Annotated in this window: 16 protein-coding genes; 7 read left to right on the top strand and 9 right to left on the bottom strand. The window is 61.9% G+C overall.

The window, feature by feature from the left end; translation table 11 throughout:
* Window positions 1-18: 18 nt before the first annotated feature.
* The 3 genes from U5A08_RS23745 to gap all read right to left on the bottom strand — a co-directional run bounded on the left by U5A08_RS23745 (window position 19) and on the right by gap (window position 2,781).
* On the bottom strand, window positions 19-987 hold the full coding sequence (locus tag U5A08_RS23745) for a FecR family protein (protein WP_321848866.1): 969 nt from the start codon (window positions 985-987) through the stop codon (window positions 19-21).
* Between the two features lie 74 nt (window positions 988-1,061).
* Window positions 1,062-1,580, bottom strand: a complete 519-nt coding sequence (locus U5A08_RS23740) for an RNA polymerase sigma factor (protein WP_253398536.1) — start codon at window positions 1,578-1,580, stop codon at window positions 1,062-1,064.
* Window positions 1,581-1,779: 199 nt separating this feature from the next.
* On the bottom strand, window positions 1,780-2,781 hold the full coding sequence (gene gap, locus U5A08_RS23735) for a type I glyceraldehyde-3-phosphate dehydrogenase (protein WP_046490029.1): 1,002 nt from the start codon (window positions 2,779-2,781) through the stop codon (window positions 1,780-1,782).
* Between the two features lie 221 nt (window positions 2,782-3,002).
* On the opposite strand from gap, the gene edd reads away from it, so the two are divergent.
* From edd to U5A08_RS23715, 4 genes are all read left to right on the top strand, one after another.
* Complete coding sequence (edd, locus tag U5A08_RS23730) at window positions 3,003-4,829, top strand: phosphogluconate dehydratase (protein WP_247406374.1); 1,827 nt, start codon at window positions 3,003-3,005, stop codon at window positions 4,827-4,829.
* Complete coding sequence (locus U5A08_RS23725) at window positions 4,826-5,785, top strand: glucokinase (RefSeq protein WP_253398531.1); 960 nt, start codon at window positions 4,826-4,828, stop codon at window positions 5,783-5,785. Before edd ends, U5A08_RS23725 begins: the two co-directional genes overlap by 4 nt.
* Before the next feature lie 123 nt (window positions 5,786-5,908).
* Window positions 5,909-6,643, top strand: a complete 735-nt coding sequence (locus U5A08_RS23720) for a response regulator (protein ID WP_321848864.1) — start codon at window positions 5,909-5,911, stop codon at window positions 6,641-6,643.
* Window positions 6,644-6,674: 31 nt separating this feature from the next.
* On the top strand, window positions 6,675-8,102 hold the full coding sequence (locus U5A08_RS23715) for an ATP-binding protein (protein ID WP_162231530.1): 1,428 nt from the start codon (window positions 6,675-6,677) through the stop codon (window positions 8,100-8,102).
* A 130-nt stretch (window positions 8,103-8,232) separates the two neighbouring features.
* Here U5A08_RS23715 and U5A08_RS23710 read toward each other — a convergent pair whose 3' ends face one another.
* The gene (locus tag U5A08_RS23710; protein WP_247404449.1) at window positions 8,233-9,162 is read right to left on the bottom strand and encodes an AraC family transcriptional regulator; all 930 of its coding nucleotides are present in this window, start codon (window positions 9,160-9,162) and stop codon (window positions 8,233-8,235) included.
* A gap of 327 nt (window positions 9,163-9,489) precedes the next feature.
* On the opposite strand from U5A08_RS23710, the gene U5A08_RS23705 reads away from it, so the two are divergent.
* Together U5A08_RS23705 and U5A08_RS23700 are read left to right on the top strand one after the other, a co-directional pair.
* Window positions 9,490-9,831 carry an antibiotic biosynthesis monooxygenase family protein gene (locus tag U5A08_RS23705; RefSeq protein ID WP_253398525.1) on the top strand — a complete coding sequence of 114 codons (342 nt, stop codon included), beginning with the start codon at window positions 9,490-9,492 and terminating at the stop codon, window positions 9,829-9,831.
* Window positions 9,832-9,839: 8 nt separating this feature from the next.
* A complete protein-coding gene (locus U5A08_RS23700; protein WP_321848861.1) occupies window positions 9,840-10,118 on the top strand; it encodes a hypothetical protein in 279 nt (92 codons plus the stop codon).
* A gap of 46 nt (window positions 10,119-10,164) precedes the next feature.
* On the opposite strand, the gene U5A08_RS23695 is transcribed toward U5A08_RS23700, so the two are convergent.
* A complete protein-coding gene (locus U5A08_RS23695; RefSeq protein WP_321848860.1) occupies window positions 10,165-10,797 on the bottom strand; it encodes a flavin reductase family protein in 633 nt (210 codons plus the stop codon).
* Window positions 10,798-10,990: 193 nt separating this feature from the next.
* Here U5A08_RS23695 and U5A08_RS23690 point away from each other — a divergent pair, with 193 nt between their 5' ends.
* Window positions 10,991-11,746, top strand: coding sequence for a COG4705 family protein (locus U5A08_RS23690; RefSeq protein WP_253398519.1), 756 nt, complete (start codon window positions 10,991-10,993; stop codon window positions 11,744-11,746).
* Between the two features lie 55 nt (window positions 11,747-11,801).
* On the opposite strand, the gene U5A08_RS23685 is transcribed toward U5A08_RS23690, so the two are convergent.
* From U5A08_RS23685 to U5A08_RS23670, 4 genes are all read right to left on the bottom strand, one after another.
* On the bottom strand, window positions 11,802-13,121 hold the full coding sequence (locus tag U5A08_RS23685; protein WP_321848858.1) for an MFS transporter: 1,320 nt from the start codon (window positions 13,119-13,121) through the stop codon (window positions 11,802-11,804).
* Window positions 13,122-13,337: 216 nt separating this feature from the next.
* The gene (locus U5A08_RS23680) at window positions 13,338-14,663 is read right to left on the bottom strand and encodes a sigma-54-dependent transcriptional regulator (RefSeq protein ID WP_321848857.1); all 1,326 of its coding nucleotides are present in this window, start codon (window positions 14,661-14,663) and stop codon (window positions 13,338-13,340) included.
* A complete protein-coding gene (locus tag U5A08_RS23675) occupies window positions 14,657-16,423 on the bottom strand; it encodes a sensor histidine kinase (protein WP_321848856.1) in 1,767 nt (588 codons plus the stop codon). The genes U5A08_RS23680 and U5A08_RS23675 overlap by 7 nt, the downstream gene beginning before the upstream one ends.
* Window positions 16,424-16,528: 105 nt before the next feature.
* Window positions 16,529-18,052 carry a fumarate hydratase gene (locus tag U5A08_RS23670; protein WP_253398505.1) on the bottom strand — a complete coding sequence of 508 codons (1,524 nt, stop codon included), beginning with the start codon at window positions 18,050-18,052 and terminating at the stop codon, window positions 16,529-16,531.
* Between the last annotated feature and the right edge of the window lie 51 nt (window positions 18,053-18,103).

The following is an 18,103-nucleotide window of genomic DNA, read 5'->3' as shown; positions in this document are numbered from 1 at the left end:
AGTAAAAATAATTCTCATTTAGTTCAGGATCACCAGTGCCGGGTATTCAGAGAGCTTGGCCGAGGTGATGTGGGCCAGGGAGCGCACCACGTCCAACGGCTGGTCGAGGCGGTAGTTGCCGGTGACGGCGACGCTGGCGAGTTGCTCGTTGGTGTTGACGATCCAGCCTGGGTAATAGCGGCGCAATTCGGCGAGCACTTCGCTCATCGGGCAGTTTTCGAAAATCAGCCGGCCCTGGACCCAGGCCAGGTCTTTGTTGGCATCGAGTCTGGCGGGTTGGCCGAAACCCTTGGGGCCGATGCGGATGCTTTGCCCGGCGCTCAGGCGCACGCGGGCATCGTCGAAGGTGTTGCTCAGGTCGACATCGCCGCGCTGCACCTGCACCTGGGCTTCGCCATTGAGGTAACGCACGGCGAACGCGGTGTCGCGCACGCTGGCGCGCACGGGGCCGGCGTCGACTTCAAGGGGCAGGCCGCGGTTGGGCGTCACCTCGAAAAACGCTTCGCCCTGGTAGAGGCGGGCGATGCGCTGGTGGTCTTTGATGCTGCTGGAGAACGCCGAATCGGTGTTCAGCAAGACGTTCGAGCCCTCGTCCAATTGCAGGCGCTGGCGTTCACCCACCACGGTGAGGTGGTCGGCTTGCAGGCGTACCGGTAGGTTGCTGAAGCTGAACAGCCCGAGCATCAATACGGCGGCGGTGGCCAGTGGTTTCCAATGCGGCTTGATGCGGCGCCAGGCGTTGGGCTTGCGCGGTGCCGCCAGGGCGACGGCGGCGCTGTGGACGGGCGCGCCAGCCCAGGCCGCCTGGGCTTTGCCGAAGGCCTGGGCGCGCGCCGGATCGCCGGCCAGCCAGGCTTCGAACGCGGCCTGCTGCCCGGGTTGCGGGCACTGCAAGGCGATCAGCCAGTCGAGGGCCTGGTCCATCGCCGGGTTTTGCAACACCTCATGAGCCAGCGCATGGGGGCGCAGTTTATTCGGGTCCGTCACGGTGTGCCTCGGGTCTTCGCCGCGTTCTATTTATCTTTCCTACAGCCTGGATCGACATTTCTGTCGGATGAAGCTTAAGGCTGATCCAGCCGTTCGGCCACACCTACACAGATGGCCATGATCAATTTCAGTTCCTTTTGCACCGTGCTCAAGGACACTTCCAACTGATCGGCAATCTCCTGGTAGCTGCAACCGTGCAGGCGGCTGAGGATGAAGATCTGCTGCTGGCGCGCGCTCAACTGGCCGAGGCTGATGCTCAGGTGCTCAAGCAGTTGCTCGGCCTGGGTCGCATCTTCGGGCGTGCTGATGGGGGCGGCGACACTTTGCAGGACGTCCAGCGGGACATCTTCCTGCAGTGTGCGCGCCTGTATCCTGCGCGAACGCAAGTGATCCAGCGCGAGGTTGCGCGCGGTCTGGTAGACGAAGGGTTCGAGGTGATCGATCGGCCGCTCGCCCAGGGCCCGGGTCACGCGCAGGTAGGTTTCCTGCAACAGGTCCTCGGCGGTGCTGTGGTTGTTCACCATCCGCTGCAAGGTGCGTAGCAGAATCACCCGTTGGGTGAGAAAGACTTGGTTGAAGCGAGATTGGCTCACAGCGATACCGGACCGATTTGCAGTTAATGATAATGCGTATCATCAACGAAAATGGCAAGTGACTGTTTCTCTGGGCCTCGACCGATCAAATGTGGGAGGGAGCTTGCTCCCGATTACGGAATGTCAGTCAACACATGCATGACTGATACACCGCCATCGGGAGCAAGTCGAATCGTCGGACCGCCCCTCCCACAAAAGATTACTCGGCGTTGCAGAGCGCCAGGCAGTTATCCAGCATGCGGTTGGAGAAGCCCCACTCATTGTCGTACCAGGCCAGTACTTTCAGCAGTTTGCCGCTGGACTTGGTGTGGTTGGCGTCGAAGATCGACGACAGCGGGTTGTGGTTGAAGTCACTGGAAACCAGCGGCAGGGTGTTGTAGCCGAGGATTTTCGAGTGCTGGCTGGCTTCCTTGAGCAGCGCGTTGACTTCCTCGGCCGTGGCGTCTTTTTTCAACTGCACGGTGAGGTCCACCAGCGATACGTTGATCACCGGCACCCGCACGGCCATGCCGGTCAGCTTGCCCGCCAGTTCCGGCAGCACCAGGCCGACCGCTTCGGCGGCGCCGGTCTTGCTCGGGATCATGTTCTGGGTGGCCGAGCGCGCGCGGTAGGGGTCGGTGTGGTAGACGTCGGTCAGGTTCTGGTCGTTGGTGTAGGCATGGATAGTGGTCATCAGGCCGCTTTCGATGCCCAGCTCGCGGTGCAGCACTTGGGCCACCGGCGCCAGGCAGTTGGTGGTGCAGGAGGCGTTGGAGATGATCTGGTGGGATTGACGCAAAATGTCATGGTTTACCCCGTAGACCACGGTGGCATCCGCGCCTTTGGCCGGGGCGGAGATGATCACCTTGCGCGCGCCGGCGCTAATATGGGCGGCAGCCTTGGCACGGTCGGTGAACAGGCCGGTGCATTCGAACACCACGTCGATATTGTGCGCAGCCCAGGGCAGGTCGGCCGGGTTGCGAATGGCACTGACGGCGATCCGGTCACCATTGACGGTCAGGCTTTCCTGATCGTGGGCGACCTCTGCATCGAAAGTACCGTGGACGGTGTCATATTTGAGCAGGTGGGCATTGATCGAACTGTCGCCCAGGTCATTGATGGCGACGATCTGCAAATCCTGGCGATAGCCTTGGGTATACAGTGCGCGCAAGACATTGCGGCCGATACGGCCAAAACCATTGATTGCGATTCGAAGAGTCATTGGAAGCTGCCTGTCGTCGATTTGTTGTAAGAATTACAAGATTATTCGCATAAAAATAGAAAACAAGCCTTTTTAATGGCAATATTTTGTTCAATCTACAACGAGTGACCTGAATCAACTGGTCCGATGATCCAAACGACTCCCTGCCATCCCATGTGCTGCGGGCGTTTGATCAGCATAGACGCTCAGGTCGCCACATCCGCTAGCCTGGAGTTCTACACATGCATCCCCGCGTTCTTGAGGTCACCGAACGGCTTATCGCCCGCAGTCGTGCTACCCGCGAGGCTTACCTTGCGCTCATTCGCGGCGCCGCCAGCGACGGCCCGATGCGCGGCAAGCTGCAATGCGCCAACTTTGCCCACGGCGTGGCCGGTTGCGGCACCGAAGATAAAAATAGCCTGCGCATGATGAACGCCGCCAACGTGGCAATTGTTTCGTCATATAACGACATGCTCTCGGCGCACCAGCCGTATGAACATTTCCCTGAACAGATCAAAAAGGCCCTGCGCGAAGTCGGTTCGGTCGGCCAGTTCGCCGGCGGCACGCCGGCCATGTGCGACGGCGTGACCCAGGGCGAACCGGGCATGGAGCTGAGCCTGCTCAGCCGCGAAGTCATTGCCATGTCCACGGCGGTAGCGCTGTCCCACAACATGTTCGATGCGGCGCTGATGCTGGGCATCTGCGACAAGATCGTCCCCGGCCTGATGATGGGCGCCCTGCGCTACGGCCATCTGCCGATGATCTTCGTCCCCGGCGGGCCAATGCCCTCGGGCATCTCCAACAAGCAGAAGGCCGACGTGCGCCAGCGCTACGCCGAAGGCAAGGCCAGCCGCGAAGAGCTGCTGGAATCGGAGATGAAGTCCTACCACAGCCCCGGCACCTGCACCTTCTATGGCACCGCCAATACCAACCAGTTGCTGATGGAAGTGATGGGCCTGCATTTGCCCGGCGCCTCGTTCGTCAACCCGTACACGCCGCTGCGTGACGCGCTGACCCGCGAAGCCGCGCATCAGGTCACGCGTCTGACCAAGGCCAACGGCAACTTCACGCCGATCGGCGAGATCGTCGACGAAAAATCCATCGTCAACGCCATCGTCGCGCTCAACGCCACCGGCGGTTCTACCAACCACACCCTGCACATGCCAGCCATCGCCATGTCGGCGGGTATCATCCTGACCTGGCAGGACATGGCCGACCTCTCCGCAGTGGTGCCGACCCTGTCGCACGTGTATCCAAACGGCAAGGCCGACATCAACCACTTCCAGGCGGCGGGCGGCATGTCGTTCCTGATCCGCGAACTGCTCGAAGCCGGCCTGCTGCACGAAGACGTCAACACCGTGGCCGGCAAGGGCCTGAGCCGCTACACGCAGGAACCGTTCCTGGTCGACGGCGAGCTGATCTGGCGCGACGGCCCGATCGAAAGCCTCGACGAAGCCATCCTGCGCCCCGTGGCCCGTGCGTTCTCGCCGGAAGGTGGTTTGCGCGTGATGGAAGGCAACCTCGGCCGTGGCGTGATGAAAGTCTCCGCCGTGGCCCCCGAGCACCAGATCGTCGAAGCCCCGGCGGTGGTGTTCCAGGACCAGCAGGATCTGGCTGATGCGTTCAAGGCCGGCCAGTTGGAAAAAGACTTTGTCGCGGTGATGCGCTTCCAGGGGCCGCGCTCCAACGGCATGCCCGAATTGCACAAGATGACCCCGTTCCTTGGCGTGTTGCAGGACCGTGGTTTCAACGTGGCGCTGGTGACGGACGGGCGGATGTCCGGCGCCTCGGGTAAGATCCCCGCCGCGATCCATGTCAACCCCGAAGCCCAGAGCGGCGGGCCGCTGGCGCGTGTGCGCGATGGCGATATCATTCGCGTGGATGGCGTCAAAGGCACCTTGGAGCTTAAGGTGGACGCCGCAGAATTTGCAGCGCGCACACCTGCCACGGGCCTGTTGGGCAATAACGTGGGGGCCGGTCGCGAGCTGTTTGCCTTTATGCGCTTGGCCGCAAGCTCCGCAGAGCAGGGCGCCAGCGCCTTTACCTGTGCCTTGGAGACGCTTAAGTGAAACTTGCGCTGGTCGGTGACATCGGCGGTACCAACGCCCGTTTTGCGTTGTGGCGGGATCAGGCACTGCATTCGATCCGGGTGCATGCCACCGCGGATCATAAATGCCCGGAGGACGCGATCAAGGTCTACCTCAAGGAAGAAGGCCTGGCGATCGGCGACATCGGTGCGGTGTGCCTGTCGGTGGCCGGGCCGGTGAGCGGTGATGAATTTAAATTCACCAACAACCACTGGCGCTTGAGTAAGACTGCGTTTTGCAAGACCTTGCAGGTGGATGAACTGCTGCTGGTCAATGACTTCTCGGCCATGGCCCTGGGCATGACCCGCTTGAAGCCCGACGAATTCCGCGTGGTCTGCCCTGGCACGCCGGAACCGTTGCGCCCGGCGGTGGTGATCGGCCCGGGCACCGGCCTGGGCGTCGGCACTTTGCTCGACCTGGGCGGCGGCCGTTGGGCCGCGTTGCCGGGGGAGGGCGGGCATGTCGACCTGCCCCTGAGCAGCCCGCGGGAAGCCCAGCTGTGGCAGCACATTTACACTGAGATCGGCCACGTCAGCGCCGAAAGCGCCTTGAGTGGTGCAGGTTTGCCACGGGTGTATCGGGCGATCTGTGCGGTGGATGGTCACACGCCGGTGCTGGATACGCCGGAAGCGATCACGGCGGCAGGCCTGGCCGGCGACCCGGTCGCGATGGAAGTGTTGAACCAGTTCAGTATCTGGCTGGGCCGCGTAGCCGGTAACAACGTGCTGACCACCGGCGCGCGGGGCGGTGTGTATATCGTCGGCGGGGTGATCCCGCGGTTTGCCGACTTCTTTATCCACAGCGATTTTGCCAAGAGCTTCAGTGACAAAGGCTGCATGAGTGACTACTTCAAGGGCATTCCGGTGTGGCTGGTGACGGCGCCGTATTCCGGGTTGACCGGGGCGGGTGTGGCGCTTGAACAGGCATTCGCCATGTAGGAGCGAGCTTGCTCGCGAAGAATGTTGACGATAACGAAGCGCATCAGGTGATACGCGGCAGCCTCAGGATTTTCGCGAGCAAGCTCGCTCCTACAGCATGGCCATAACAACAAGGAGGACCCCGTGAGCGTATTCAGTAAATCGATTCTCCTCGTCGACGACGACCAGGAAATCCGCGAATTGCTGCAAACCTACCTCAGTCGCGCCGGTTTCCAGGTACGTGGCGTGCCGGACGGTGCGGGGTTCCGTCAGGCGATGGACGAGGCGCCGTGCGACCTGGTCATCCTCGATGTGATGTTGCCGGACGAAGACGGCTTCAGCCTGTGTCGCTGGATTCGCCAGCACCCGCGCCAGGCGCAGGTGCCGATCATCATGCTCACCGCCAGTTCCGACGAAGCCGACCGCGTGATCGGCCTGGAGCTGGGCGCCGACGACTATATCGGCAAGCCTTTCAGCCCCCGCGAGTTGCAGGCGCGGATCAAGGCCCTGTTACGCCGCTGCCAGTTCGGCCAGGAGCGCAGCGGCAATGGCGAGGTGTTGGCGTTCGATGAATGGCGCCTGGATACGATCAGCCACCGACTGTTTCACGTCGACGGTGAAGAGGTGATCCTCTCCGGTGCCGACTTTGCCCTGCTCAAGCTGTTTCTCGACCACCCGCAACAAATCCTCGACCGCGACACCATCGGCAACGCCACCCGTGGCCGCGACCTGATGCCGCTCGATCGGATCGTCGACATGGCCGTCAGCCGCCTGCGCCAACGCCTGCGCGACACGGAAAAACCGCCGAGGCTGATCCGCACCGTGCGCGGCAGCGGTTATCAACTGGCAGCCAGCGTGGTTGCCGGCAATGCCCATTGAACACCTGAGCGAACGGCGCCGCCGCTTCCCGGTGCCGCGCTCGCTGCTGGGGCGCATGCTGCTGCTGACCTTGCTCGCGGTGCTGTTCGCCCAGGCGCTGTCCAGCGTGATCTGGGTTTCGCAATTGCGCGCCACCCAGCTCGAAGGCCTGGTCACCAGCGCCCGTAGCCTGGCGCATTCGATGACGGCCAGCGTGAGCTATTTCCGTTCGCTGCCGGTGGCTTATCGCCCGTTGGTTCTCGACCAATTGCGCAGCATGGGCGGCACACGTTTTGTGGTGACGCTCAATGACCGCCCGCTGGACATGGCGATCTTGCCGCAGACCCCGCGCAAGCAAGCGGTGCTCAAAGCGGTCGATGAAGTGCTGCGCCAGACCTTGGGCGCCGATGTGCATATCTCGGTGGAGTTCGTCAGTGCCGAAGACCTGCGCATCTTCAATGCCGGATTGAAACTCGATGAGCTGCCACGCTCCTGGGCGCATTACGCGTTGACCCTGGAGCCGGTGAACCCGCCGGTGCTGGTCACCCAGATCCAACTCGCTCCCGGCGAATGGCTGTACATCGCCTCGCTGTTGCCCGAGCCGTACACCAGCCTCGAAGAGCAAGGTCTGCCGTCGCAGCAAGTGTGGTTTATCGTGCTGACCAGCGGCTTTTTGCTGCTGTTCATCGGCCTGTTGGTCCACTGGCAGAGCCGGCCGCTCAAGCGCCTGGCGCGGGCAGCGCGGGACATGTCGCTGGGCGCCGACGTGGAGCCGGTGGCCGAAGGCGGCGGCAGTGAAGTGGTGGAAGTGGGGCGCGCCTTCAATGCCATGCGCGAACGCATCAGCCGTTACCTCACCGAACGCAGCCAGTTGTTCAGTGCAATTTCCCACGACTTGCGCACACCGATCACACGCCTGCGCCTACGGGTTGAATTGCTCGAAGATGAAAACCTGCAAACCAAATTCGGCCGCGACCTGGATGAGTTGGAGTTGCTGGTCAAAGGCGCGCTGCAGTGCGTGAAAGACACCGACATTCACGAAAATATCGAACCGGTCGACCTCAACCATGTGCTCGACTGCCTGGTGGAGCCGTACCTGGCGCCCAACGGCAACGGCCGCGTGACCCAGCATGGGCGCGCGTTGGCGCCGTATCCGGGCAAGCCGCTGGCGCTCAAGCGCTGCATCGGCAACCTGATTGACAACGCATTGAAGTACGGGCAGAACGCCCATTTGCATATCGAGGACGATGGCGCGGAGTTCATCCTGCACGTCGACGACGAAGGCCCCGGCGTGCCGGAACAGCGCCTGGAGCAAGTCTTCGAACCGCACTTCCGCCTCGCCGGCCAGCAGCAGGGCTACGGCCTGGGCCTGGGCATCGCGCGCAACATTGCGCACAGCCATGGCGGCGAAGTGAGTTTGCAGAATTTGCGCGAGGGTGGCTTGCGGGTCACCTTGCAACTGCCCCGAACCCTCGACTAAAGAACACCATCGGGCAAATGTGGGAGGGAGCTTGCTCCCGATAGCGGTGCAACAGTCAGCTTATCTTTAGCTGACTCACCGCCATCGGGAGCAAGTCGCACCACCCCTCCCACATCTGATCGGCAGTGAATCACACGCTCTGACGCAACCTCGCCAAATCCCGCAGCGGCGGCGCACCAAACAACCGGCTGTACTCGCGGCTGAACTGCGACGGGCTTTCATACCCCACCCGATACCCCGCCGCGGAGGCTTCCAGCCCTTCGGCAATCATCAGCCGCCGCGCTTCCTGCAAGCGCAACTGCTTCTGGTATTGCAGCGGGCTCATGGCGGTGATGGCTTTGAAACGGTGGTGCAAGGTCGAGACGCTCAGGTTCACTTCCTTGGCCAGGTCATCGATGCGCAGCGGCTGTTCATAGTTGCCATTGAGCCATTTGATCGCCTGGCTGACCCGATGACTCTGACTGTTGGCCACGGCGATTTCATACAGCCGGTAGCCCTGCGGCCCACGTAACAAGCGGTAGAGAATTTCGCGGCTGATTAACGGCGCCAGCATCGCAATGTCTTTGGGCGAATCGAGCAAGCGCGTCAAGCGCAGTACGGCGTCGAGCAGTTGGTTGTCGATGCGGTCGACGTACATCCCACGCGGGGTCGGGCGCGACGGCACCCCCATCGGCCCGGCTTCTGCGATCAGGGCGGTGAGCTGCGCCGGGTCGATGTTGATGCGGATCGACAGGTTAGGGTCTTGCGGAGTGGCATCGATGATCCGCCCGGCCACCGGCATCGACACCGAAAACACCAGGTAATTGAGCGGGTCATAGGCAAAAATTTCGTCAGCCAGGCGCACTTCCTTGCGGCCGTTGGCCAGGATGCACAAGGCGGGTTCCACCAGCACCGGGCTGAAGTCGCGCGGCGTGTTGTGGCGGTTCAGGAACAGTGACGTGATCGCCGTACCGTAGGAGCCGTCTTCCCAGGTATGCCGATGCACGATGCTGGCCAGTTCGGCGCGCTGTTTTTCCATCTCGGCATCGAGGGGCATGGACTTGGGTTCGGGCGACGACATGGGACGTCCTCTGCAGGCTTTTTTGATGGGCTCAGCTTAGCGGCGGCTGTTCAAACCATGGTATGTCGATTCTGCACAATCCTTGCCTGATCCTGCGGCACATCGTGAATCAGGCAAGCAGGAGAACGGTCATCGCCCTGAAATATGGCGTCTGCCTGTGGAATAAAACCGGCGGGCAATCGTTCTGTCTACGCTTTTCGCAGGATTGTGCAATAAGCCGGCAGGAATCGACTAACCGCGCCTCGACCTGCGCCGTTATCTTTGATCCTGTGGCAACACGCCCTCACCGTGCTTGCCGAGCATCACTTCTCAACGGGAGAGTCGAATATGTCCACCCCCATTCCCGCGAGCCATATGGCCTTTATCCGCGCCCGCAGCGGTTGCAGCACCGAACTCGGTGCTCGCTTGAGCAGTTTGATCGAACCGGGCCGTCAGGCTCAGGGTTGCCTGCAATTTTCGTTGCAGCATTCCCAGGTCGACCCTGATGTCTGGCTGGTCTCGGGCTTCTGGAGCAGCGAACAGGCGATGAGTGCCTACTTCAACTCGCCGGCCCTGATGATCTTCTCCGAGCTGTTGAACGACATGGTCGTGCGCAGCATGGACTTCCAGACTTTCACCGATGCATCCGCCGCCAATGCCTACGGCGAGTACCTGCAACTCGCCGGTTAGGGTTTAGAATGGCCGACTTTCCATTGGCCAGGACCTGCAACATGGCACGTAAACAATTTGCTCACCACGAAGCCGTTTCCGCCGTAGTACCGGGCGAAGGGGGCTACAGCGCCGCCGTCGCCGTCAAGGCGCTGGATGGTATGGGCGCACCGCAGTTTCACAAGATCCTGGATGGACAGAGGTTCAAGACGGCGTCCGATGCCGACGATGCGGCGACGCTGCACCTTGAGTGTCTGGTCGATGTGGATCAAGACGGCCAACTGGCCTGGGCAACCGGCGCCAACTAATGTGGGAGGGGGCTTGCCCCCTCCCACATTTTTTATTGCACTGCAGTCAGGGTTTGTTGGCGCCTGGGCGATACATTTTGAACAGCGCCTCAGGGCCCACTTGGAAGTAATCCGCCGGGCCGCCGCCACGCAGGATCGGTTCGGCGGCGGCGGTGTCGTAGATCCCATCCTTGAGCAGCCACTTGGCAATATGCACCGCGACCACCTCGCCCAGCACCAGCCAACTGGGTACCGGTACCTGGTCGGCGCGCTGCAGTTGGATGATCTGCGTGACCTTGCACTCGAACGACACCGGGCTCTCGCCCACCCGCGGCACGCCGACGATCTTCGAGGCCACCGGCGTCAGGCCGGACAACTCGAACTCATTCACCTCTGGCGGTACGGCGGCACAGCTCTGGTTCATCTGCTCGGCCAACGGGCGGGTGGCCAGGTTCCACACAAACTCGCCGGTCTGTTCGATATTGTTCAGGCTGTCTTTGCGCCCGACGCTGGAAAACCCAATGATCGGCGGAATGTAGTTGAACGCATTGAAGAAACTGTAGGGCGCCAGGTTCAGGCGACCTTGGCTGTCGTGGGACGAAATCCAACCGATCGGCCGTGGGCCAACAATGGCATTGAACGGGTCATGGGGCAGGCCGTGGCCGTTGGCGGGTTCGTAGTAATAGCTATCGTCAGACATCGCCGAGGTTCCTGCTGCGCTTTTCTGGGGGCCGTCATAGTGCAAGCCATGGCGGTGAATTTCCATTGGCGCTATGGAATTTTCATTCAGCGCCCACCTATTTTTCACAGCGCCCCGTTCAGTCTGCGCGCCAGGTCGACACCCCCCTATAAGTCGGCCCATTGATAGATTGAGCTTCGGAGCCTTGCACTGCATGAACAAACTTCCTCAGATCACCCTGGCGTTCTGGGTCATGAAAATCTGCGCGACGACCCTGGGCGAAACCGCCGGGGACTTGCTGTCGATGACCCTGAACGTCGGTTATGCCATCAGCTCGATGATCCTGATCGGCGTGTTCCTGGTCACCCTGGTGACGCAACTCTGGTCGAAATCCTACAACCCGGTGCTGTACTGGATTGTGATCCTGTCCACCAGCACCGCCGGCACCACCATGTCCGACTTCATGGACCGCAGCCTCGGCCTGGGCTACGCCGCGGGGTCGATGATCCTGATCGTGATCCTGATGATCATCTTCGCGTTGTGGCACCTCAGCGGTGATTCGCTGAACGTGAACAAGGTGCAAACCTTTCGCGGCGAGTTGTTCTACTGGATGGCGATCCTGTTCTCCAACACCTTGGGCACTGCTCTGGGCGACTTCCTTGCCGACGATTCGGGGCTCGGCTTCGCCGGTGGTGCCTTGTTGATCGGCTCGACCATCGCGGTGGTGGTGGCGCTCAAGTACTTCACGCGGATTTCGTCGGTATTGCTGTTCTGGGTGGCGTTCGTATTGACCCGGCCGTTTGGTGCGACCCTGGGCGACTTCCTGACCAAACCCCATGCCAAGGGCGGGCTGGACTTCGGCACTATCGGCTCGTCGGCGGTGTTGGCGGCGGTGCTGGTGGTGATGATTGTTGGGGCTTCGTATGCGCAGCGGCGCTATGTGCGGCGCGAAGTGGCAGAGTTGTCCTGATTGCACGTGTGGGAGGGAGCAAGCCCCCTCCCACATTCGTTACCGCATCCAGCCGTTAGTCAGTGGTGATCCGCGAATGCTTGCGGGTGTCCTTCATGGTCACGTAGACCACCAACGACACCGCGATACACGCAGTCACATACCAGTAGTAGCCGGTTTCCAGGCCGATGCTCTTGAACCACAGTGCGATGTATTCAGCGGTGCCGCCGAAGATCGATACGGTCAGGGCATACGGCAGGCCCACGCCCAGCGCGCGGATTTCGGTGGGGAACAGTTCCGCCTTCACCACCGCGTTGATCGAGGTGTAGCCGCTGACGATGATCAGCGCCGCCATGATCAGGAAGAACGCGCCCCACCAGCTCTGGATGGTGTGCAGAGTGGTGAGGATCGGCACGGTGAACAGTGTGCCGAGGATGCCGAAGGCGATCAGGATCGGACGCCGGCCGACCTTGTCCGACAGCGCGCCGACCAGGGGTTGCAGGCACATGAACAGAAACAGCGTCGCCGCCGAGATGGTGGTGGAGTCGGAAATGCTCATGCCGACGGTGTTCACCAGGTACTTCTGCATGTAGGTGGTGTAGGTGTAGAAGGCCAGGGTGCCGCCCATGGTCAGGCCGACCACGGTCATCAGTTCCTTGGGGTGGCGCATCAAGGTGCGCATCGCGCTTTCCTTGGCTTTTTCCTTTTTGGTGAACGACTCGGTTTCTTCCATGCCGCGCCGCAGGTACAGCGCGACCACTGCGCACAGGGCGCCGATGGCGAACGGGATACGCCAGCCCCAATCGTACAGTTGCTCGGTGGTGAGGGTCTGTTGCAGCACGATCAGCACCGCCAGGGCAATGAGCTGGCCGGAGATCAGGGTCACGTACTGGAAGCTGGAGAAGAAACCGCGACGCTCCTTGGTCGCCATTTCACTCAGGTAAGTGGCCGAGGTGCCGTATTCGCCACCGACCGACAAGCCTTGCAGCAGGCGGGCGAACACGAGCAGGATCGGCGCACCGACGCCGATGGTTTCATAGCCCGGGCTCAGGGCGATGATCAGCGAGCCGAAGCACATCAACAGTACCGAGGCCATCAACGCGGCTTTACGCCCGGCGCGGTCGGCATACAGGCCCATCAACCAGCCGCCGATCGGGCGCATCAGGAAGCCCACGGCGAAGATCGCAGCGGTGTTGAGCAGTTGGGCGGTGGTGTCGCCTTTGGGGAAGAAGGCTTTGGCGAAGTACAGCGAGAAAGCCGCGTAGACGTACCAGTCGTACCACTCGACCATGTTGCCGACCGATCCGCTGAAGATCGATTTGATGCGGCTGGAGGTGGTGCGTTCTTTCGCCGGCGCAGCCGCCGACCCCAGAGGCAAGGTATTGGAGTTATCCATTGAAGGATCCTTCAGATAGTTGTTTTTATGGAGCGTGCCTGAGCACAGCCTGATTGGGGCTATAGCAGGAGCTGTGCCAGGTGGGGGAAGGCCCGGTCTAGAAGGGTTTGCAGGTTTTTTTGAGCGGAAAGCCGCTGATGGTTTTGGGCTGGTTGAGCGGAAATCCGCTTATGGTTTGCCGGCGATGGGGTCTTTGAAAGCAACACAAAGAACGCCCTAGAGAAACCTCTCGCGCACCAAGCCATGCCGCTGCATCTTCTCATTGAAGGTGCGCCGGGGCAGTTGCAGCTCGGCCAGCACTGCCTTGATATCGCCTTTGTGCCGGGTCAGTGCGGCTTTCAGGCAGTGGGCCTCGAAGGCTTCCTGTTGCGCCGCCAATGATTGCCCGGCCTCGATGCCTTCGGGCTCTGGCTCGCCAAGCCCCAACACCTGGCGTTCGGCGACGTTGGCCAGTTCGCGCACGTTGCCCGGCCAGTCATGGCTGAGCAGGCGCCCCAGTTGCGCGCCACTCAGCGGTTCAACGGTGCGGCCCAGGCGTTCGGCGGCGCTTTGCGCAAAGTGATCGAACAGCAGCGGTATATCTTCACGACGCTCGCGCAGGGGCGGCAGGCGCAGTTGCGCGACGTTCAGCCGATAGGCCAGGTCTTCGCGAAAACGCCCGGCGCGGGCCTCGTCCAACAGGTCCGGCTTGGTCGCGGCAATGATGCGCAGGTCGACGTGGATACTTTGGTTGGAGCCCAGCCGCTCCAACTTCTGCTCCTGCAACACGCGCAGCAATTTGACTTGCTGGGCCAGGGGCATGCTTTCGATTTCATCCAGAAACAGCGTGCCTCCGTGGGCGTATTCCAGCTTGCCGATACGCTTGCCCTGGGCCCCCGTAAACGCGCCGCTCTCGTGGCCAAACAGCTCGGCTTCAAACAACTGCTCGGGGATCGCCGCGCAATTGAGCGCGACAAAGGCTTTCTTCGCCCGCGGGCCGAAGTCATGCAGGCAGCGGGCGACCAGTTCCTTGCCGCTGCCGGTCTCGCCGCGGATCAGTACATTGACTGGGAGTGTCGCCAGGTCCAGCACCTGGCGGCGCAGGTTCTGCAAGCTGCGGGACACGCCCAGCAGGCTGTTTTCCAATTGTGTCCGATGATCGGCCTGTTGATGCAGGCGGCGGTTTTCCAGGATCAGCCCGCGTTTATCGAGGGCGCGGCGTAGGCTGTTGAGCAGGGCTTCGGGGCTGAAGGGTTTTTCCAGGAAGTCGTAGGCTCCGTCGCGCATGGCTTCGACGGCCATCGGCACATCGCCATGGCCGGTCAGCAGGATCACCGGCAAGTCGGCATCGCGCCGCCGCACTTCGGCCAGCAGTTCCAGGCCGCTGAGACCGGGCATGCGCACGTCGCTCAAAATCACCCCGGGAAAGTCCTTGGGCAGTTGCGCCAGGCATGACTCGGCGCGACTGAACAACTGCACTTCAAATCCCGACAGGCTCAACCATTGCTCGACGGCCGTGCGAATGCTGGCTTCGTCATCGATCACAATCACCGCGTTCAACATAGCTCCGGCGTCTCCAGCGCGATGGGCAGGGTCAGGGTAAACACCGCGCCGTCGCCACGGTTAGCGACGCACAGGCGCCCACCCAGTTCGTGCACGATAGCGTAGGACACCGCCAGCCCCAGGCCGAGCCCATCGCCCACGGGTTTGGTGGTGAAGAAGGGGTCGAACACGCTGTTCAGGTGTTCTTCGGCGATGCCGCCACCGCTGTCGCTGACGGTCAACTGCCACAGTTGCTCATCGGCATGCAGGCGGATTTCCAGGCGTTTGCGCGGTTTGTTGGCCATGGCGTCGAGGGCATTGCGCAGCAGGTTGATCAGTACCTGTTCCAGGCGGATCGCGTCGCCACGGACCCAGGCGGGACGGGTCAGGTCCAGCACGGTGCCGATGCCTTCATCGCGCAGGCGTGCGTCGAGCAACTCCAGGGATTGGTCGACCACCTTGGCCAGGTCCAGGCGTTCGCGCAGGCCGCTGGGGCTCTTGCGGGCGAATGTCTTGAGATGGCCAGTTAGCGCGGCCATGCGCGTGAGCATGTCGTCCAGTGGCGTGAGCGCCTTGTAGGCATCGCCCACGCGGCCATGGTCCAGCAGCAGGCGCAGGGTCGCCAATTGCATGCGCTGCGCGGTGAGTGGCTGGTTGATTTCATGGGCGAGGGCCGCAGACATCTGCCCCAGCGCCGCCAGCTTGGCCGATTGCACCAAGCCATCCTGGGCCGTGCGCAGCGCCTGGGTGCGCTCCTCGACCAGCTGTTCGAGCTCTTCGCGGCTGCGCTGGCGCATGCGGGCCAGACGCCAGCGCTGGGTCAGAAACAGCACCAGGAACACCAATGCCAGCCACGAACCGGCGGCAGCGAGGCCGGCGTTGCGTTGGTCTTCGAAGGGGAACTGAGGTTTGCGCAGCAGGTGCAAGGTCCAGCCTTCGGCCTTTAGCGGCAGGGATTCCCAGATGTAATTGGCGTTGCCATCGGGGCCGTTGACGCGCATCAGGTGGCTGTTTTCGTCGAAACGTTGCAGGGTCTGGGTCTTCAGCGGTTGCAATTGTTTCTTGTCGTATTGGCGGGTGGCCTGTAGTTCGGCCAGGTCGCTAGCCGACAGCGGGCGCAGGTTGCGATAACGCCAGCCCGGCTGGTTGGCGATAAACACGATACCGCGGGCGTCGCTGACCAGCAGCAGGTCGTTACCCTGGGCCCATTCACGCTCGAGTTCGGGGAATTCCAGCTTGACCACCATGGCACCGAGGAACTGCTCGTGTTCATCGAGCACTGCGCTGGAAAGGAAATACCCCGGCACGCCGGTGGTCACCCCGACCGCATAAAAGCGCCCGGTGCCCTGGCTCCGGGTCTGGCTGAAATATGGCCGGAACGCGTAATTGTGCCCGACGTAGCTGCTCGGCAGGTTCCAGTTGCTCGCGGCCACGGCCAGGCCGGTGCGGTCCATCAGTTCCAATGTGGAGGACTGTGCGGCGCCGTTGATACGTTCCAGTTTACGGTTGAGCACGTCCTGGGTCGCGGCATCCAGCGGGCCTTTCAGCGCGCTGATCATTTCCGAATCCAGCGCCAGCACGGCGGGCAGCGCGCGGTAGCGTTCGATCAGGGTGTGCAACGAGTTGCCGTATAGCATGAGCTGCTGATTGGCGCGTGCGGCATCGTCGACCAGGGCCTGGCGTTCGGCGTGGCGCGTGGCCAAGGCGGCGGCCAGCACCGCACCGGCGATGATCAATAGGGAGTAGGCGGTCAGGCGCAGTGGACGGGGGATTGCGATCATACGGGTATGAACAGCTGCAATTAGGGGGGAGCACCATAGCATGCGCCATAAAAAAGGCGACTGGGCTGTGTAGCCGCAGTCGCCTTTATCGGTGCGAAGAAGCGCTTACTGCACTTCTACCGCCAGGCTTTCACTGATCTTTTTCTGCCAGATGGCAGGACCGGTGATGTGGACGGATTCGCCTTTGCTGTCCACCGCAACGGTGACCGGCATGTCTTTCACTTCGAACTCGTAGATCGCTTCCATGCCCAGTTCGGCGAAGGCGACAACGCGCGACTTCTTGATGGCTTGCGCCACCAGGTAAGCAGCACCACCCACGGCCATCAGGTACACGGCCTTGTAGTCCTTGATCGCTTCGATGGCGGTCGGGCCGCGCTCGGATTTGCCGATCATGCCCAAAAGGCCGGTTTGCTCGAGGATCTGACGGGTGAACTTGTCCATCCGCGTCGCAGTGGTCGGGCCAGCCGGGCCAACCACTTCATCGCGCACCGGATCAACCGGGCCAACGTAGTAGATGAAGCGACCTTTGAGGTCCACTGGCAGGGTTTCGCCCCTGTTCAGCATCTCGACCATGCGCTTGTGCGCGGCGTCGCGACCGGTGAGCATCTTGCCGTTGAGCAATACGGTTTCGCCCGGCTTCCAGCTCTGCACGTCTTCCGGGGTCAGGGTGTCGAGGTTGACGCGACGGGCCGACGGGCCAGCTTCCCAGACGATTTCCGGGTAGGCGTCCAGCGAGGGTGCTTCCAGCGATGCCGGGCCCGAACCGTCGAGCACGAAGTGCGCGTGACGGGTGGCGGCGCAGTTGGGGATCATGCACACTGGCAGGGAGGCGGCGTGGGTCGGGTAGTCCATGATCTTCACGTCGAGCACGGTGGTCAGGCCACCCAGGCCCTGGGCGCCGATACCCAGTTGGTTGACCTTCTCGAACAGCTCCAGGCGCATCTCTTCGATACGGTTGGAGGGGCCGCGCTTTTTCAGCTCGTGGATGTCGATGGATTCCATCAACACTTCCTTGGCCATGACGGCGGCTTTCTCGGCGGTGCCGCCGATGCCGATGCCGAGCATGCCCGGTGGGCACCAGCCGGCGCCCATGGTCGGAACGGTCTTGAGCACCCAGTCGACGATCGAGTCGGACGGGTTGAGCATGGCCATTTTCGACTTGTTCTCGGAACCACCGCCCTTGGCGGCCACATCCACTTCCACGGTGTTACCCGGGACGATGGAGTAGTGGATCACCGCCGGGGTGTTGTCCTTGGTGTTTTTACGCGCGCCTGCCGGATCGGCGAGGATCGAAGCACGCAGGACGTTTTCCGGCAGGTTGTAGGCGCGACGCACGCCTTCGTTGATCATGTCGTCCAGGCCCATGGTGGCGCCGTCCCAACGCACGTCCATGCCCACGCGCACGAACACGGTGACGATACCGGTGTCCTGGCAGATCGGGCGGTGGCCGGTGGCACACATGCGCGAGTTGATCAGGATCTGGGCGATGGAGTCACGGGCTGCTGGCGATTCTTCGCGCAGGTAGGCTTCGTGCATTGCCTGGATGAAGTCAACGGGATGGTAGTAGGAAATGAATTGCAGGGCGTCGGCAACGCTCTGAATCAGGTCGTCTTGCTTGATCACGGTCATGAGTCGCGCTCCTCTATAAGGGAACATTCAATAAAGGCGGCTTCAGTAGGG

Source organism: Pseudomonas paraveronii (genome assembly GCF_963681955.1).
Classification (GTDB): Bacteria; Pseudomonadota; Gammaproteobacteria; order Pseudomonadales; family Pseudomonadaceae; genus Aquipseudomonas; species Aquipseudomonas paraveronii.
Note: the sequence above shows the minus strand (reverse complement) of the source record. Positions and strands in the feature narration are given on the sequence as shown.

Excerpts from the sequence above, each read along its gene's own strand:
- U5A08_RS23700 (WP_321848861.1), top strand. The coding sequence starts at position 9,840 with ATGGCCGACTTTCCATTGGCCAGGACCTGCAACATGGCACGTAAACAA.
- U5A08_RS23710 (WP_247404449.1), bottom strand. The coding sequence starts at position 9,162 with ATGTCGTCGCCCGAACCCAAGTCCATGCCCCTCGATGCCGAGATGGAA.
- gap (WP_046490029.1), bottom strand. The coding sequence starts at position 2,781 with ATGACTCTTCGAATCGCAATCAATGGTTTTGGCCGTATCGGCCGCAAT.
- U5A08_RS23695 (WP_321848860.1), bottom strand. The coding sequence starts at position 10,797 with ATGTCTGACGATAGCTATTACTACGAACCCGCCAACGGCCACGGCCTG.
- U5A08_RS23685 (WP_321848858.1), bottom strand. The coding sequence starts at position 13,121 with ATGGATAACTCCAATACCTTGCCTCTGGGGTCGGCGGCTGCGCCGGCG.
- U5A08_RS23690 (WP_253398519.1), top strand. The coding sequence starts at position 10,991 with ATGAACAAACTTCCTCAGATCACCCTGGCGTTCTGGGTCATGAAAATC.
- U5A08_RS23670 (WP_253398505.1), bottom strand. The coding sequence starts at position 18,052 with ATGACCGTGATCAAGCAAGACGACCTGATTCAGAGCGTTGCCGACGCC.
- U5A08_RS23705 (WP_253398525.1), top strand. The coding sequence starts at position 9,490 with ATGTCCACCCCCATTCCCGCGAGCCATATGGCCTTTATCCGCGCCCGC.
- U5A08_RS23680 (WP_321848857.1), bottom strand. The coding sequence starts at position 14,663 with ATGTTGAACGCGGTGATTGTGATCGATGACGAAGCCAGCATTCGCACG.
- U5A08_RS23675 (WP_321848856.1), bottom strand. The coding sequence starts at position 16,423 with ATGATCGCAATCCCCCGTCCACTGCGCCTGACCGCCTACTCCCTATTG.
- edd (WP_247406374.1), top strand. The coding sequence starts at position 3,003 with ATGCATCCCCGCGTTCTTGAGGTCACCGAACGGCTTATCGCCCGCAGT.